The 15,053-nt window shown below is 42.9% G+C and carries 10 protein-coding genes; 3 read left to right on the top strand and 7 right to left on the bottom strand.

Annotation, left to right across the window (positions count from 1 at the left end; genetic code table 11):
* Window positions 1-73 precede the first annotated feature (73 nt).
* The 6 genes from ACT3TU_RS11155 to yajC all read right to left on the bottom strand — a co-directional run bounded on the left by ACT3TU_RS11155 (window position 74) and on the right by yajC (window position 6,853).
* The gene (locus tag ACT3TU_RS11155; RefSeq protein WP_192523739.1) at window positions 74-433 is read right to left on the bottom strand and encodes an AzlD domain-containing protein; all 360 of its coding nucleotides are present in this window, start codon (window positions 431-433) and stop codon (window positions 74-76) included.
* Window positions 423-1,154 (bottom strand): AzlC family ABC transporter permease, encoded by a 732-nt coding sequence (locus tag ACT3TU_RS11150; RefSeq protein WP_413038382.1) that lies wholly within the window; start codon window positions 1,152-1,154, stop codon window positions 423-425. The genes ACT3TU_RS11155 and ACT3TU_RS11150 overlap by 11 nt, the downstream gene beginning before the upstream one ends.
* 80 nt (window positions 1,155-1,234) lie before the next feature.
* Window positions 1,235-2,659: an MATE family efflux transporter gene (locus tag ACT3TU_RS11145; RefSeq protein ID WP_192523740.1), complete on the bottom strand. Its 1,425-nt coding sequence runs from the start codon at window positions 2,657-2,659 to the stop codon at window positions 1,235-1,237.
* Window positions 2,660-2,948: 289 nt separating this feature from the next.
* Entirely contained in the window at window positions 2,949-4,244 is a 1,296-nt protein-coding gene (gene secF, locus ACT3TU_RS11140; RefSeq protein WP_444784377.1) for a protein translocase subunit SecF, read from the bottom strand.
* 9 nt (window positions 4,245-4,253) lie between these two features.
* A complete protein-coding gene (gene secD / locus ACT3TU_RS11135) occupies window positions 4,254-6,131 on the bottom strand; it encodes a protein translocase subunit SecD (protein ID WP_192523742.1) in 1,878 nt (625 codons plus the stop codon).
* A gap of 392 nt (window positions 6,132-6,523) precedes the next feature.
* Window positions 6,524-6,853: a preprotein translocase subunit YajC gene (gene yajC / locus ACT3TU_RS11130; RefSeq protein WP_192523743.1), complete on the bottom strand. Its 330-nt coding sequence runs from the start codon at window positions 6,851-6,853 to the stop codon at window positions 6,524-6,526.
* 434 nt (window positions 6,854-7,287) lie between these two features.
* Here yajC and ACT3TU_RS11125 point away from each other — a divergent pair, with 434 nt between their 5' ends.
* The 3 genes from ACT3TU_RS11125 (at window position 7,288) to ACT3TU_RS11115 (ending at window position 12,710) form a co-directional block, all read left to right on the top strand.
* On the top strand, window positions 7,288-8,577 hold the full coding sequence (locus tag ACT3TU_RS11125) for a CNNM domain-containing protein (RefSeq protein ID WP_192524656.1): 1,290 nt from the start codon (window positions 7,288-7,290) through the stop codon (window positions 8,575-8,577).
* Between the two features lie 373 nt (window positions 8,578-8,950).
* A complete protein-coding gene (locus tag ACT3TU_RS11120; protein WP_192524655.1) occupies window positions 8,951-9,445 on the top strand; it encodes a hypothetical protein in 495 nt (164 codons plus the stop codon).
* Between the two features lie 244 nt (window positions 9,446-9,689).
* Window positions 9,690-12,710, top strand: coding sequence for a LysM peptidoglycan-binding domain-containing protein (locus ACT3TU_RS11115; RefSeq protein ID WP_444784376.1), 3,021 nt, complete (start codon window positions 9,690-9,692; stop codon window positions 12,708-12,710).
* Between the two features lie 164 nt (window positions 12,711-12,874).
* Here the strand turns inward: ACT3TU_RS11115 and ACT3TU_RS11110 are convergent, their stop codons facing one another.
* Window positions 12,875-14,083, bottom strand: a complete 1,209-nt coding sequence (locus tag ACT3TU_RS11110; RefSeq protein WP_192524653.1) for a transglycosylase SLT domain-containing protein — start codon at window positions 14,081-14,083, stop codon at window positions 12,875-12,877.
* Window positions 14,084-15,053 lie beyond the last annotated feature (970 nt).

The following is a 15,053-nucleotide window of genomic DNA, read 5'->3' as shown; positions in this document are numbered from 1 at the left end:
AGAAAAAAAAGGCTGGATTCTTACTAGAATCCAGCCTTTTTATATCTAGATATGCAGTTTTGCCAAGGCTATTTTAAATGAACAAGGTATCAAATAACCAAAGAAAACCATTAATTGCAGCAATACCCACAACCATACTGACCAATAACTGACGACTAATATGATAAATCAATAACACCAAAATAAGCGCACCAATTTGTGCCAGTAGTAAGTGTAACTCTGCGCTATTTAGGCCAGTGGTTACGGACAGCTCTTGATAGGAGAGGCTGGTTAAAATAAGCAATACCATCACGGATAGCGGCAAACTTTCATTTAGTCGATGCAGCCAAGGCGTGTCCAACAGTTTTTTTGGTATTAAAGCAGGGAGGGCGCGTGTAACAAAGGTCACGGCTGCCATGGCGAAAGTGGCAAAAATTAGATAACTACTGGTCATTATTTGCTCCCGTCATATCACGCTGTATCCAAAACCCACGAGCTAAAATCAACAACATACAAATAGTAATCGCCACCAATAATAACCAGTTGCTAGTAAAGAAGGAAGCCACAATTAAAGAAATTACCGCAATGCCAATCGGGAAATAACGCTTGATGCTTTGAAATTGCTCATAAGCCAAAATAGCAAACAGACAAACCAAGGCAAAATCTAAGTGCGGTACCAAATCACTGAGCGCGCTGCCGATAAAGACGCCAATCGCACTCGCTAATACCCACCAGCTTTGATTAAATAGACTAATAGGCAGTATCAGTGCTTGGCGTGACTCGTTAGGTAGGCTGGTCATGACGGAAAACGTCTCATCAGTCAGCGCGAAGAGACAATAAGTTTTGGCCAGCTTTTGTTTTGGCAGGTATTGTAACAATGGCATGCCATAAAACACATGGCGCAAATTAATGGCAGCAATATTAGTGGCTATATTACCAACTGGTAAACCAGCACTCAGCATCGGCAAACAAGCGTATTGAGCTGCACCAGCATATAGCACAATACTAAGCATAATCGTGGCCCATACCGGAATACCAGCCACTTGTGCTAGCACACCAAAAGCAATACCCGCAGGCAAATATCCCATGGCGACTGGTAGGCTTTTTTTAAAACCTTCCATCCAATGGTAGCTCATATCGGGCTGGTGATTTAATTCATTCGAACGAGTAGTCACATGACATCCTAATTTTTCTTGCTAACATTATTCGTTGATTATTTACTTTCTTATTTTAAAGCTTGTGAGATTAAACAGTATTAATGTTCAGGCTGTAGCTTTTCATAACTGCCTGTTTGATGAGCATGATATAAAAAACCGCCTAGGATAATGAGTCTTAATAATAATAAACACCATACGCTGAGCCATATTCCCGTCATATCCCATTGCTGGTAAAGCATCCAGCTCAATGGGAAAAATATGACCGCTAGTATCAGGGCCGCATTACGAATCACACTGCCCGCTGTTAAGCCAAAAAATATACCGTCCAGCCAATACGCGCCAACACCAACGAGTGGTAGCAATACTGCATACAAATGATAGTCATAAGCGAGAGTAAAGACGGAGTCAATATTGGTCATAAATTGTAAATAAGTTGGCATCCCAAGCCACCATATCGCACTTAGCATTAACGCCAGCCCATAACTGACCACGCCCGTACGTTTTACGATAATACGAAAGCGTACCCAATCGCGTCGCCCTGCGGCTTGACCGCTTAAAGTCTCAGCAGATACTGCAACGCCATCAAGGGCAAAGGCTGAGATACTTAATACTTGTAATAAAATAGCATTGGCGGCCAGTATGACGTCGCCGCTTTGGGCAGAAAGGCGAGTAATCCAAGCAAAGCTCAGCGTTAAGATAAGCGTACGAATAAAAATATCTTTATTCAGTGAAAATAGCCTAAGCATTTTATTTTTGGTGAAATGCTGTCGATCGGCCTGAAATAATGCTGCCCAAGATATTTGTAGATGTCGACGACTTAGCCATAATGCCAATAAAACACCTAACCAAAAAGCAATAGCAGTGCCCAACGCTACGCCTACTAAGCCCATATTTAGACCGAAAACAAAAAATAAGGTGAGTATGATATTGAGTATGGCGATAAAACCTTGCTGATAAAGCATGTAGCGTGTTTTGCCTTGGCCGGCAAACCAGCCAATGAAGGCAAAGTTCATCAGTTCAGCGATGACCCCCCAAAAGCGCACATCCAAGTAAGTTTTTGCCGCTTGCCCACTATTGGGGTTGGCTGACAAGGCTTGCAAACCGAAGTCAATCAACCAAGGTTTTGCTAATAGTAAAATAGCACCAATACCAAATGCCAGTAATAAGGCGCGCTGCAAAATAGACAGTAGGGGTGATGGCAGTGGATTTGATGGTTTTGTTGTATTACTGGCAGAGTCATCAGCGTGATTGGCCAGTTGTCCAAGCGCTTGAGCCGACAGTCCAGATGAAGCATACTGTAAAAAGTTAAAACTGACGAGCAGTAAAGACAGTAACTGTATTGCCAAGCCCATACCTGCCAGTTTGGCAGTATCATTCATGTTCCCCACAATCGCCGTATCGATAACACTTTGTAGCGGCATGGCAAGATTGGCCAATAACACTGGCAAAGCTATAGCGATGATACGCGTATAACGAGTATCAATCGGTGGCATCGCATTGGATGGTGGTGTGGCAACAGTCATTTTTGGCTCGTTTATATTTAAAGAACAAGGTGGGGGCAGTTTGTTGTTTAATACTACGACATCAGCGTAGCATGTTTGATGTTTAAGGCTAGGGCGGATCCTCAAACAGCTACAAAGACAAAAGCACCTAGACTCACTATTCATGAGTCAGGTGCTTTTATTTACGTTTGTTCGAACACTATCCTAGCTCATTATAAGCTAAAATCAGCATAAATAAGACTGGTTAAACGTGGTCTTAATTCAGCGTTTTTTTGATCTAAGCATCATTTAAACAACGTCTAAATACCACCTAAACATTGTCTTGTTCAAACATTTTTGGATCATTAAAAGTAACGATTTCTTCTTCAAACTCTGGTTTTACTTTTACAATAAAATCATCACGTGATAGACCCATACGTAATGGAATCGAGCTGGCAATATACGTTGATGAGTAAGTACCCGCTAATAGACCGATAAAGAGTGCGACTGAGAACCAGTATAGCCCATCACCACCTAAGAACATCATCGCCAGCACGACCAATAAAACAGTCGAGATGGTCATGATCGTACGGCGTAGCGTCTCGGTTAAGGATAAGTCAATGGTCTGGCGCGGCGTAATGCCACGGACGCGGCGGAAGTTTTCACGGATACGGTCATAAACAACAATAGTATCGTTCAGTGAATAACCAATCAAAGCCAATACCGCGGCCAATACCGTCAAATCAAATGGAAAGCCAAATAAAGCAAAGACACCAATGGTCACAACCGCATCATGAAATAACGACAGTACCGCGCCAAGTGCTAGCTTGAACTGAAAGCGCAATGCTACATAACCAAGCATACAGGCTAGCGCTAAGGCCAACGCCATGACGGAGTTTAAATAAACTTCGTTACCAACTTGGCTACCAATGATATTAACGTTGCTGATATCAGCAGTATTATTAGGCAATGCTAATGCGTCACTGAGACTGTTACTTAGCCCATCAACGTTATCAGATTGAGGGGGCAAGCGTACGAGCAGTTCTTCTCGGGTACCTAGATACTGTACCACGGCGTCATCAAAGCCATTGTCAGCAAGTGCTAGCACGACTTCGTTTTGCTCAACAGGTTGTTCATAACGCACATCTGCAGAAACACCGCCTGTGAAATCAAGCCCAAAGTTCAAACCATTTACGGCGATAGCAATGATACTACCAATGACCAATAATATAGATAAAATCGCCATTGGCTTTTCTATCTTCATAAACGGAATAATACGCTGGTTACCAATGGCTTTGATACCACCTTCGGCCATTGCTGCGGCATCATCAGCGGCATCACCTGTTTCTAGGTTCGGGTCAGTAGCCGTGTTAGGGTTTTGAGTGGCCAGAGCTTGATGCTTTTGATCAGCCGCTTTCCCGCTGCCTTTACCACCACGGCGAGATTTACTTTTACTGGATTTAGCTGTGGTAGGGTTATTGGTTTGGGTGTTACTGCCTTTGCCATCGCGGCGTGGTTTTTTACGGCGGCGCGTGTTTGCGTTATTTGCATCACTGTTTGAGCCACCTGAACCATTTCGATCTGGAGTGTTCTGCTGTTCTAGAGGATTATTCTTATCGATCGCCATAATGTTCTCCTAACCGATGCTCAGACGTTTGATAGATTTACGCTTACCATAAGCAATTTGTACCAGCGCACGTGTGACCAAAATTGCGGTAAATAGCGAGCTAACAATACCAATAGCTAGCGTAACCGCAAAGCCTTTAATCGGACCAGTACCAATCGCAAATAGAATAAATGCGACCAATAGCGTGGTGATGTTGGCATCGAAAATACTACTAAAGGCTCGGTCGAAACCTGCCACGATGGCAGATTTTGGCCGTACCCCGTTTGCCAGCTCCTCACGTATTCGCTCAAAGATCAGCACGTTGGCATCGACGGCCATACCGATGGTCAGGACGATACCAGCAATACCAGGTAAAGTAAGCGATGAGCCTAAAATTGACATAATAGCAATGATAATAATCACGTTCACTGCTAGCGCCACGTTAGCGATGACACCAAACAGACGATAGAAGATAATCATAAACGCAAAGACTAATAAGTAACCGACTTGAGTCGAGAATAGGCCTTTCTCAATATTGTCTTGACCCAATGATGGGCCAATGGTGCGTTCTTCTACAAAGTACATCGGGGCGGCAAGCGCACCCGAGCGTAGTAATAGCGCAAGCTCGGCTGCTTCAGCACTACTATCTAGGCCAGTAATACGGAAAGACGAACCCAATACCGCTTGAATGTTAGCGCGGTTGATGACTTTGGTTTCAGCATAAGGCGTTCGTATTTCTTCAGTCTCGCCAGTTTCTGAGTTTTCTTCGTAAGTAATTCTTTGTTTATTTTCGATGAACAATACAGCCATCTGTTTGCCAACCGCTGTACGGGTGGCATTTTGCATCAGCTTACCACCAGCACTATCTAGCGTAATACTGACTTCAGGAGAGCCGCTTTCATCAATGCCAGTTTGTGCATTAGTGACTTTATCACCAGTGACAATCGCTTGGCGGTTTAGTAGTACAGGTGGACCATCAAGTGTCTCAAATGGGAAAGCTTCAGTACCCGCTGGAGGGATGCCGCCCATATAGTTTTCGCTGTCTTCAGCGACCATGCGGAACTCAAGGTTTGCTGTACGTCCTAAGACACGTTTGGCCTCAGCGGTATCTTGTACCCCAGGCAGTTCTACGACGATACGGCTGGCACCTTGTGATTGCACCAAAGCTTCGGTAACGCCAAGCTCAGCAATACGGTTACGCAAAGTAGTCAGGTTTTGATTGACCGCATAGCTATTGATTTCGTCTAAAGTCGCATCGTTATAAGCTAAGATTAGTGCAGGACCTCGCTCATCAATAGAAGACTGCACGCTAAAGGTGGTGCCCATTGAGCCTTGCAAAATATTTTGTGCACGATTACGAGCGTCTGTATCAGCGAAATGCAGCAATACGCTTCGATCTTCAGTTTTAATACCTTTGATCGCCACTTTCTCAGCACGTAGCTCACGACGCATGTCGCGACTGGCACTGGTCAAACGCTGTTCAAGCGCCTTGTCCATATCGACTTCTAGTACAAAACGGACACCACCGCGTAAATCGAGACCCAGTTTCATCGGTTTTGCGCCGATATCACGTAGCCACTGTGGTGTCGTCTGTGCTAGGTTAAGCGCAACCACATAATCTTCGCCCAGATTTTGACGCAGCACTTCTCGGGCTTTTAGCTGGTCGACTGGGTTATTAAGACGTACCAGCGCACTGTTACCCTCAAATGTACCATCATGGTTATTCAGTCCAGCCTCTTCTAGCAAGCTTTGAGACTGGGTCAAGATGCCTTCGGACAATTGCGTGCCTGCAGCGGCACTAGTAATCTGCACCGCAGGTTCGTCAGGGTAGAGGTTAGGGGCAGCATATAGACCGGCAATGATTAGCACGACGGTAATAATTAAGTATTTCCAAGCGGGATATTGCATAATCACTTCTTTAGGTTGATAAACGACTGGCGACGTAGGCCACAAGTTAGCAGATGGGAAGTTAGCGATAGCAATGGTAGAGCGCCGTATTTGGCATCGTCATCATGCACCATTGCGATCATCCGCGATGATAGTAAAGCGTAAAATAGTAAATCAAATAATACAGACACACCCTTATATAGTCATCAAAAATATCACTGATAAGACTCATAAGAACCGTATAGTTAAACCAATAAACATAGACTATTGTCATCTATGAGGCTGCTTTGCATCACTATTTTATAGGGAAAAATGACCGTAAATAATAGACGGTCATTTTTAATCACTATATTTATTAATGATATAAAGATTAATAACCATCAATAAAATGCTATTAATCTTCTAACGAGTCATTAAACGCTTTCGATAGTGCCAGCAGGCAGTACTGAGATAACAGAAGCACGCTGTACTTTTACATCCGTGTTGTTATTTAGGCTAACAATCGCATAATCACCTTCTAGACCTTTGATACGACCCATCAAACCACCAGCAAAGATGATCTCACTACCAACAGTCAATGCATTGACCATAGCACGATGTTCTTTGGTGCGTTTAGATTGTGGGCGAATCACCAAGAAGTAAAAAATCGCAAAAAAGGCAACAGGCAGTAGGATTTGACCGAATAATGATGCAGCGCCGGCAGCTTCTGGTGCAGCATGAGCAGCTTGGATAAATAAGAACATAATTTCTCTCAATAAGTCATGGATAATAATAAAATTAAACGCATAGTAACAAAAATTCCCAGACTTGGTAACTGTTAATCATAGGCTGGGTATGTTTTTCTTAAGCTAACAGCCCACAAGCCACTCATAATTATTGTAATATAATTTTTGTCGCCGCAAATTAGCGATGTTAATGCACTACGAATATAGAAGGATATCAAAAAATTAAAACTTAAAAATAGTGAATTATTGTGAAATAGCACCATCAATGCTACTATCAAATGGCAATAACAACCTGTATTTAGCATGCTATTTATTGAGGTATAATAACGCCTAATATGAATAACTAAATTGGTTTTTATCCATTATTTATTGCCGCTTTAGCCGCTTGCTAATCGAGCTACTATTGTTTTTTCTCTTCTCTGTTTAGGTTACCTAACTTGTTCATCACTTTTATGTTTGTACCTCGTTTATGCCGGCCGCGCGCTCCTAAAGAAGCGTCGGCCAAACCTCCTCCGACGACACGCTATCTGAGGCGGTTGAATCGTACTAAATCAGTCTCGAGGCTATCGACGTTCATTGCGATAGCCATGATGCTACTGCCTTATCCGGCCTTTGCTGCTGATACTTTAGCAGGGCCAACAGCGGCCAGTGTCCTACTGCTCATATTTTTTGTGGTTGTGGCCATTGGTATCTCGTTTGTCTGCTCCTTAGCAGAGTCTTCACTACTCAGTATGACGCCGTCTTATATCGCTGATGTGCAAGAGAGCAATCCCAAAAAAGCAAATATGCTAAGAAAGCTAAAGGTTGATAATATCGATCAATCGTTGGCGGCTATTTTGACCTTAAATACCGTGGCGCATACGCTAGGATCTATTGGTGCTGGTGCTCAGGCCACGATTGTGTTTGGCAGTGCTTGGTTTGGGTTGTTTTCTGCGATTATGACCTTGGCGATTCTGTTTTTATCTGAAATCATTCCAAAGACACTGGGTACTTTGTATTGGCGCCAATTGAGCGGCGTCGTGGCTCACTTTGTTCGAGGTATTATCCTATTGCTTTACCCGCTCATTTGGTTCTCAGAGCGACTGACCAAACTGCTTGTGCGTGGCAAAGAGCCCCAGACATTTAGCCGTCGTGAGTTTGCCGCGCTTGCTAGTATCGGTGAAGAGTCAGGACAAATCGACCCATTAGAGTCGCGCATCATTCGTAACTTGTTGGCGTTTGGTGCCATCAAAGTCGAAGATATCATGACCCCGCGTTCAGTGATGCTATCGTTTGAAGAAAATAAAACCGTTGCTGAGTTGTTGGTTGACCGCCCAAAACTGACGTTTTCACGATTGCCGATTTATGATGGTGACTTGGATAATATTACTGGTTTTGTATTAAAAACCGATATGCTATTGGCAAAAGTTAATCACGCGGTGCATAAACCATTAACGCAGTTCAAACGAGAGATTACCTTTGTATTTTCAAAGATGAAACTCTTTGATTTGCTAGAATTTATGCTAAAAAACCGTATTCATATTGCTATTACTGTGGGTGAGTATGGCGAAGTCAAAGGACTGGTTACTTTAGAAGATGTGTTTGAAACTTTATTAGGTCTTGAAATTGTGGATGAAATTGACCGCGTGGAAGATATGCAAGCATTGGCACGACAAATGATGGACAGACGGGTAGAGCGTTTGGGTATGAAACTCAGTGATGATGAGCATCATGAAGATAATAGTAATGATGCTAAATTGTAATACAGAAGCTTAGGGCTTGGTTGATGTTCAACACATCCTAGCGTTTTAGCATTCGCAATAATTACACAGGGTGTCACATAGCTGTGAGAATTGAATGATAGGCTCACTTTATGATACAAGTATGCCATCATTCTTGACAAAGTATTTAAACAAAGCTCTAACCATCAAGAGCACAAAGAAAAATATAAAAAATGTTAGGGCATGTTGAGCATTCAATTAGGGCACTTACAACTAGGGCACTTAAAATTAAGGCACTTAAAAGAAAATATAGCTTGTCTCATTGAATGGCATAAAAAAATCAGCTGTCAATATATGACAACCACATATCATAATCAGATATGACCACCACGAAAAAGTATCGCTAAGGATTATCATGAAAGCATTATGGGAAAAAGGGCTGTTGGCTCTATTGGTGAGAAGCGCCAGCGTCACTGCAGTTATCGCAGTGGCAAGTACTGTAAGTATCAGCGCGCAAGCAGCAACCATGACCGAAGCTTTGGTGCAAAACTATGCAGCAGCAATGAAGTCATCAGCGAATAGCCAAAGTATCAACCAAGTATCACGCTTGGTGTCCGATGACGCATTGATTTCATTGTCTAGAAAGGGCAAGTCTACCAGTTTAGATAAAGACGCCTACCTTAGATTACTTCAGGATAGCTGGAGTAATACCTCTAACTATCGTTACAATATTTCTGTAGATGATGTCGTCATTACAGGCGCACAGGCCAAAGCCAATGTGACCACCAATGAGAGCTGGGTAAAAGACGGTCAAGAAGTCTCGTTTGTTACCACATCTAGAGTAACATTGACACTATCAACGGGTAATGCGGTGCTACTACGTGCGGTATCACAAGTAGCGATTAATTAGTCATTGACACGCCCTAGTCCGTGCTTGATGGCGTTAAAATCTTTGACTATTAAGTTTTGATATTAATAGGCATCATGGTTTTATTGAGTGTCAGTCTTCGTCATTTAAATACGAATCCAGCTTATGAGAAATATTCTTAGATGATTATCTTTTTCTATTAGGCTGGTTTTTACGTTACATAGCATACTATACTATCAAGCAACTTTATTTCATCACTTCTTGTCGTTAGGAAAACTCCCATACCATGTCTACTGTGCTATCAAACTCTCGCTCATTTATTGCGTTGCCATTGACGCTTGCGGTATCAACTTTACTTATCAGTGCTTGTAGCAATACGTCAACGGTAAAAAACAAGGGTGCGACCAATAGCTCATCTGTCATTACCAAACGTCCTGCTAGTTCTGCTAACAAAGCCACTACCTCAACCAGCAGCGCTGATTATTCAACCGCATATTTGGATGCGGATAGCTTGGATGAACTGGCAGATTTGTTAGAAGCCACTGACATGACAATGGTCGAAGGTAATAAGCTTGTCATCCAGCAATATGGTGATTTGTGGAATCGCTTACGTGCAGGTTATCGCATGAATGGCGGTCAGCCGATGTATAATCAGCGTATCGAAGGCCAAAAAAGCTGGTTTACCAGTCGACAAGACTATCTCAACCGTTTGACTGCGCGTGCCAGTCGCTATATTTACCACACGGTACGAGAGGCTGAGCGCCGCAATATTCCAACGGAGCTTGCTTTATTACCAGTGATTGAGAGTTCTTACGATCCCAGTGGGACCAGTAGTGCCGCTGCGGCAGGCTTGTGGCAGTTTATTCCAAGTACTGGCCGAATTTATGGTCTAAATCAAAGCAGTACGTATGATGGTCGCCGTGATGTCATTGAATCAACACGCGCTGCTTATGATTTTTTGACCGCGCTGCACAATCAGTTCGGCAGTTGGGAGTTGGCATTAGCGGCTTATAATGCTGGCCCTGGCCGTGTACAAAAAGCCATTGATGCCAATGCCGCTCGTGGATTACCAACAGATTATTGGTCACTTAGATTGCCCACTGAAACCATGAACTACGTACCGCGCTTTTTGGCGGTGGCCGAAATAGTCGCCAAGCCTGAACAGTATGGTGTGTATTTACCAGCGATTGCTAACCGTCAGCATTTCCGTAGTGTGCCAGTGAATTATGGCGTGAGCATATCTGAGGTCGCACAGCTCACTGGTGTCACTTATGATGAGCTAGAAAGATTGAATACGGCGCTCACCTCTGGTCGTGTCGATTCTTCAGGTCCACAGCGTATTATCATCCCTAATGATGTGAGCCTGAATACCGATTCTAAACTAAGCGCCTTGAAGGGCAATGGTATGGGTAACGTGCTTGCATCGAGTAGCACGAGTACACCAAGCAGCACAAGCACGCCAAGTTATAATAGTAAGCCATATACGAGCTCTTCGCTGCCATCTACTGGTGGTGAGCTGGCTGAATATGCTGCTAGTGCTAGTGTCCCTCAGCAAAAAACCAGTTATATTTCTCCTTCATCATCATCGAGCAGCTCTGCTTCTAGTAGTAATACGTCAGCTCGTACGGAACCACCATTAACCTCAGCTGAAACGAAAAAAATCAATGATGAGCTAAAGAGCAGTAATAGTTTACCGACCACTTCTGCTACGATCACACAAAACAATACGATTGTCCAAGAACCACCGCTAAGTAAAGAAGAGCGCGATTTTATTGCCAATCAAATTCGTATCAGCACTCCTGAAACCAACGTGGTCAATGCGGATGGCAATATTAATCTATCAGCAGTCCAAACCCAGCAGTCTATTTTGGAAGCCAGTGGTGAAGAGAAGAAGCTGAGTTTTGCGAAAACACCAGTCAGTAAGCCGAAGCCACAAGGCACGCGTACAACCTATACGGTAAAGCGTGGTGATACTTTATCTAATATCGCCAGTCGTGCAGATGTGAGCTGGCGTGATATCGCAGAATGGAACCAAATAGATGCCAGTGCCAAGCTGTTATCTGGCAGTACCTTGTACTTATACGATGCAAAAACCATCGAACCATTGAGTACGGCGAGTAATACAGCGGCAAGCCAACCAGAGAGCTACGTGGTAAAAAGTGGCGATACGCTAATTGGGACAGCGAATCGCTTTGGTTTATCCGTCACCCAGCTAGCCACTTATAATAATCTAAGTAGCCGTGCAGACCTACTTAGAGGTCAAAAGCTATGGTTGATACCCGGTAAAGTGACTGCGCCAGCGTCGACACCTGCTGCGCCATCGACCAAACCAAAAAAATCGAGTGCAGCCACCAAAAACTATAGAGTAAAAGCAGGCGATGGCTTGATTGCCCTTGCGCGTCAGTTCAATATACCCACCAATACGTTAGCCAATCTTAATGGTATCAGTACGAGAGACTCGTTGTACGTTGGACAGGTGCTAAAAGTACCCGCCAATGTCGACTTTACTTCTACGAGCACTGCGCCTAGTAGCACTAACACTGCAAGCAATACCAGTACTTCAAGCTCAGTACCGACGACCAGTTATAAAGTTAAATCGGGTGATACCTTAATTGGTATTGCTAGTAGTGTGGGTGTTAGCCCAACAGAGCTGGCTGCAGTGAATAGCAATTTTAATGCTAAAGCTCGTTTGCAACGTGGGCAAACTATCAAAGTACCGGCGTCTAAAGAGTTGGTAGACCGCCAGTTAAACAATAAAACAGTCAGCTATAAAGTAAAATCAGGGGATACTTTAACGGCTGTGGCTAGACGTTATAATATTGGTCTAAGTGACTTGGCAGCTGCAAACAATCTAAAAACCAATTCTAATCTGATACTGGGTCGCACCATCACTATTCCCGCCAGTGGTAGCGTTGCGGTTGCTGCTAGTAATACTAATCAAAGCAGTAGTACTACGGCGGCTAGTAGCAATACGACTACCGCGAGCAGTAGCGGCAAAAAGCTGGGCAATACTGAGCGTTATAAAGTTAAGTCAGGCGATGGTTTGATTGCCTTAGCACGTCAATTCGGTGTTTCAGTAGCAGATTTGGCGGCGACCAATGATTTGGCGACCAATGCACAGTTGCAGCGTGGGCAGACTATCAACGTACCCAAAGCAACGGTGAGCTATACCGTTGGGTCGGGTGATAGTCTGATTGGTTTAGCCCGTAAGTATGGTGTATCAACGCAAGAGTTGGCTGAGATGAATAATATTGCCGCAAACACCATGCTACAGCGCGGTCAGCGTTTGACCGTGCCCAATCGCTAACGGACGCTTAGCAATTAATAATGGTTGATTTAGTACTGTTTAAATACGCTATCATTTTTTGACAAACCGTACATTCAAAAAATTCTAACCAAAAAAAGCTGCTCTACTATTATTAATAGTAGAGCAGCTTTTTTAGTTTAAAACATCTAAATAATACGTATTGCTTAGACAGTCTGAGTTTTTATCGTTTCAAGATAACTTCTGATATTACTAACATAATGCATCGCTTGCCCATAACGGCTATTAGACGCTCTATTATTATCTAAATAGGCATAGACGTTGGCCCAGCTTTTATCATTAATACCTCGATTTCGTAATGTGCGCTGAATCCCTTTTATCGCGTTTGGCCCCATATTATAGCCCGCAAGCGCAAACCAGATACGATCAGTCTTTGGTACATCAGAAAAATCCGCTTTCATTTGCTCTAGGTAGCGCGCACCGCCGCCGATACTTTGATACGGGTCAACGCGATTTGAGACGCCCATCGCTTTAGCGGTATTGTTGGTCAGCATCATTAGTCCGCGTACACCAGTCGGTGAGACGGCATTGGCGTCAAGATGGGATTCTTGATAACCCATTGCCACCAATAATTCCCAATCATGATTATAATTACGCGCTTGCTCTTCAAAAGACGATTGATAGTCAGGCAGCTTTTCTGTTAGTGTTTTTTGAAAGTGGTCCTGACTGTAAGCGTCTTTTAATAAGCTTTGGTTGTAAAAAGCCGCAAGCTTTTGAGTGTTTTCGAGCTTGATGCTATCACATAAAAAATAACTGGCTTTTTGGGATAATGGATCATTGGGCGAGTTGAACGACCAGCTAACTTTTGGGTGCAGGCCATTTTTGGTCAAACTGGCATCGTAACCACAACTAACATTAACAGATGATAGATTGAGCTTACTCTTTAGCTGCGTACTGGCAGTCGTTAACGCCATATCCGCTTTACCTGCTCTTAAGGCTTTGAGCGCCGCTTCTTCATTCGCATAAGCTTTTAGGTCGATATCGACACCCAACTCGTCGGCATAACTACGTACCAAATCAAAGCCGAAGCCATGTTGGAAGCCATCAGTCGCAAAATAAGTGCTGTCGCCTGGGACAGCGGCGATGGTCAAGGTGTTTTCCAGCATGACATTATCATAGGCTGGCACCTGCGCACTCATGGTCGTCAAACTCTCAGCAGGTAATGAGAGTAGGGCTATACTAGAGACTTGTGCCAACTTTTTGGTTTTGGCAAAGCGAGCCGATGGATTGGGGGTAACGGATGAAACGATGTTACTTTTAGTGTTTGGTAGGCGTTTAGATGGACGTAATAAATAAGAAATACGACGTCTGGCCCCTTGCGCAGATACTTTCACACGATAAGTAATACGCTGCATGGATGTCTCCTGATTTTAGCCATCCTGCTTACCGTAAAATGTCTGTGAGTGCGCTGATAATCAAACAGCACTCAACGAGTAACATTTTAGATAACACTACGCTTTTAAATAATAAGTGCAGCATTATCTTGTTTAATCATAGTGCCACCAACATACGCTTATAAGCGTTAGTGGTAAGTTTTACAATTGGCTATCTATCGGCGTATTTACTTAATACTTAAGAGTATCAATGTAAATTTCTTAAAAGTCTCATTTAAAGTGTTTTGACCAAATTCTGGACGCACAATAATACGAAGGATATAAATCAGATGATTCCTTCATCGACGATAGATAGAGCTATTGCAAAAACAACTATGCATTAAACATAGGTAAGGTCATGAATAAGTTAATGAAACAAAGCCATAGATCAGTTGGGCAACATCATTACTATTTAGTATTAACAGATATCGATACTAATATAGTCGTTCAACTTTCACTACGCTAATATCAACAACGACTCACTCTGTAAAGGGTAAAAGTAGAGTAGTGGTTAATGATATCAATTGTTCAGCAATAAAATTCAGTAAAACGTCGTACTTGATAGCCCATGAGTTATATCTCAAAATACTATCCATCAGATGCTACTAAACCATTATTGCGACACTACAATCGCTGAATGCTGTTATATATAATGCTATATACCGCGTTGCTAAACATATTACTCATAAAGAATAATGAGGTTTTGAGCAGTTATCATCGTTTAGTGCCATAACCGGAAGCTATAATAATGGGAAGTTTCATGACAAAACATTCTTTCTTACAGGGGTAATATGTAGTTACTCATTGTATTATTCAAGTAGAATTAAGAAAATAGCGATAAAACTTAACAATTAGCCTATAAACGGTAAAATTTGGCAAAGTTATAAACTTTCAATCAAAAAATAACTAAGAAATTTGAAGCAGTACCGTAGCGTTTTTAAAGTATTTTAAC

It is taken from the genome of Psychrobacter sp. AOP3-A1-26 (assembly GCF_052378235.1).
GTDB lineage: Bacteria > Pseudomonadota > Gammaproteobacteria > Pseudomonadales > Moraxellaceae > Psychrobacter.
This window is presented reverse-complemented; position numbering and strand designations above follow the sequence as displayed.

Excerpts from the sequence above, each read along its gene's own strand:
- ACT3TU_RS11155 (WP_192523739.1), bottom strand. The coding sequence starts at position 433 with ATGACCAGTAGTTATCTAATTTTTGCCACTTTCGCCATGGCAGCCGTG.
- ACT3TU_RS11145 (WP_192523740.1), bottom strand. The coding sequence starts at position 2,659 with ATGACTGTTGCCACACCACCATCCAATGCGATGCCACCGATTGATACT.
- secF (WP_444784377.1), bottom strand. The coding sequence starts at position 4,244 with ATGGCGATCGATAAGAATAATCCTCTAGAACAGCAGAACACTCCAGAT.
- secD (WP_192523742.1), bottom strand. The coding sequence starts at position 6,131 with ATGCAATATCCCGCTTGGAAATACTTAATTATTACCGTCGTGCTAATC.
- yajC (WP_192523743.1), bottom strand. The coding sequence starts at position 6,853 with ATGTTCTTATTTATCCAAGCTGCTCATGCTGCACCAGAAGCTGCCGGC.
- ACT3TU_RS11125 (WP_192524656.1), top strand. The coding sequence starts at position 7,288 with ATGTTTGTACCTCGTTTATGCCGGCCGCGCGCTCCTAAAGAAGCGTCG.
- ACT3TU_RS11120 (WP_192524655.1), top strand. The coding sequence starts at position 8,951 with ATGAAAGCATTATGGGAAAAAGGGCTGTTGGCTCTATTGGTGAGAAGC.
- ACT3TU_RS11115 (WP_444784376.1), top strand. The coding sequence starts at position 9,690 with ATGTCTACTGTGCTATCAAACTCTCGCTCATTTATTGCGTTGCCATTG.
- ACT3TU_RS11110 (WP_192524653.1), bottom strand. The coding sequence starts at position 14,083 with ATGCAGCGTATTACTTATCGTGTGAAAGTATCTGCGCAAGGGGCCAGA.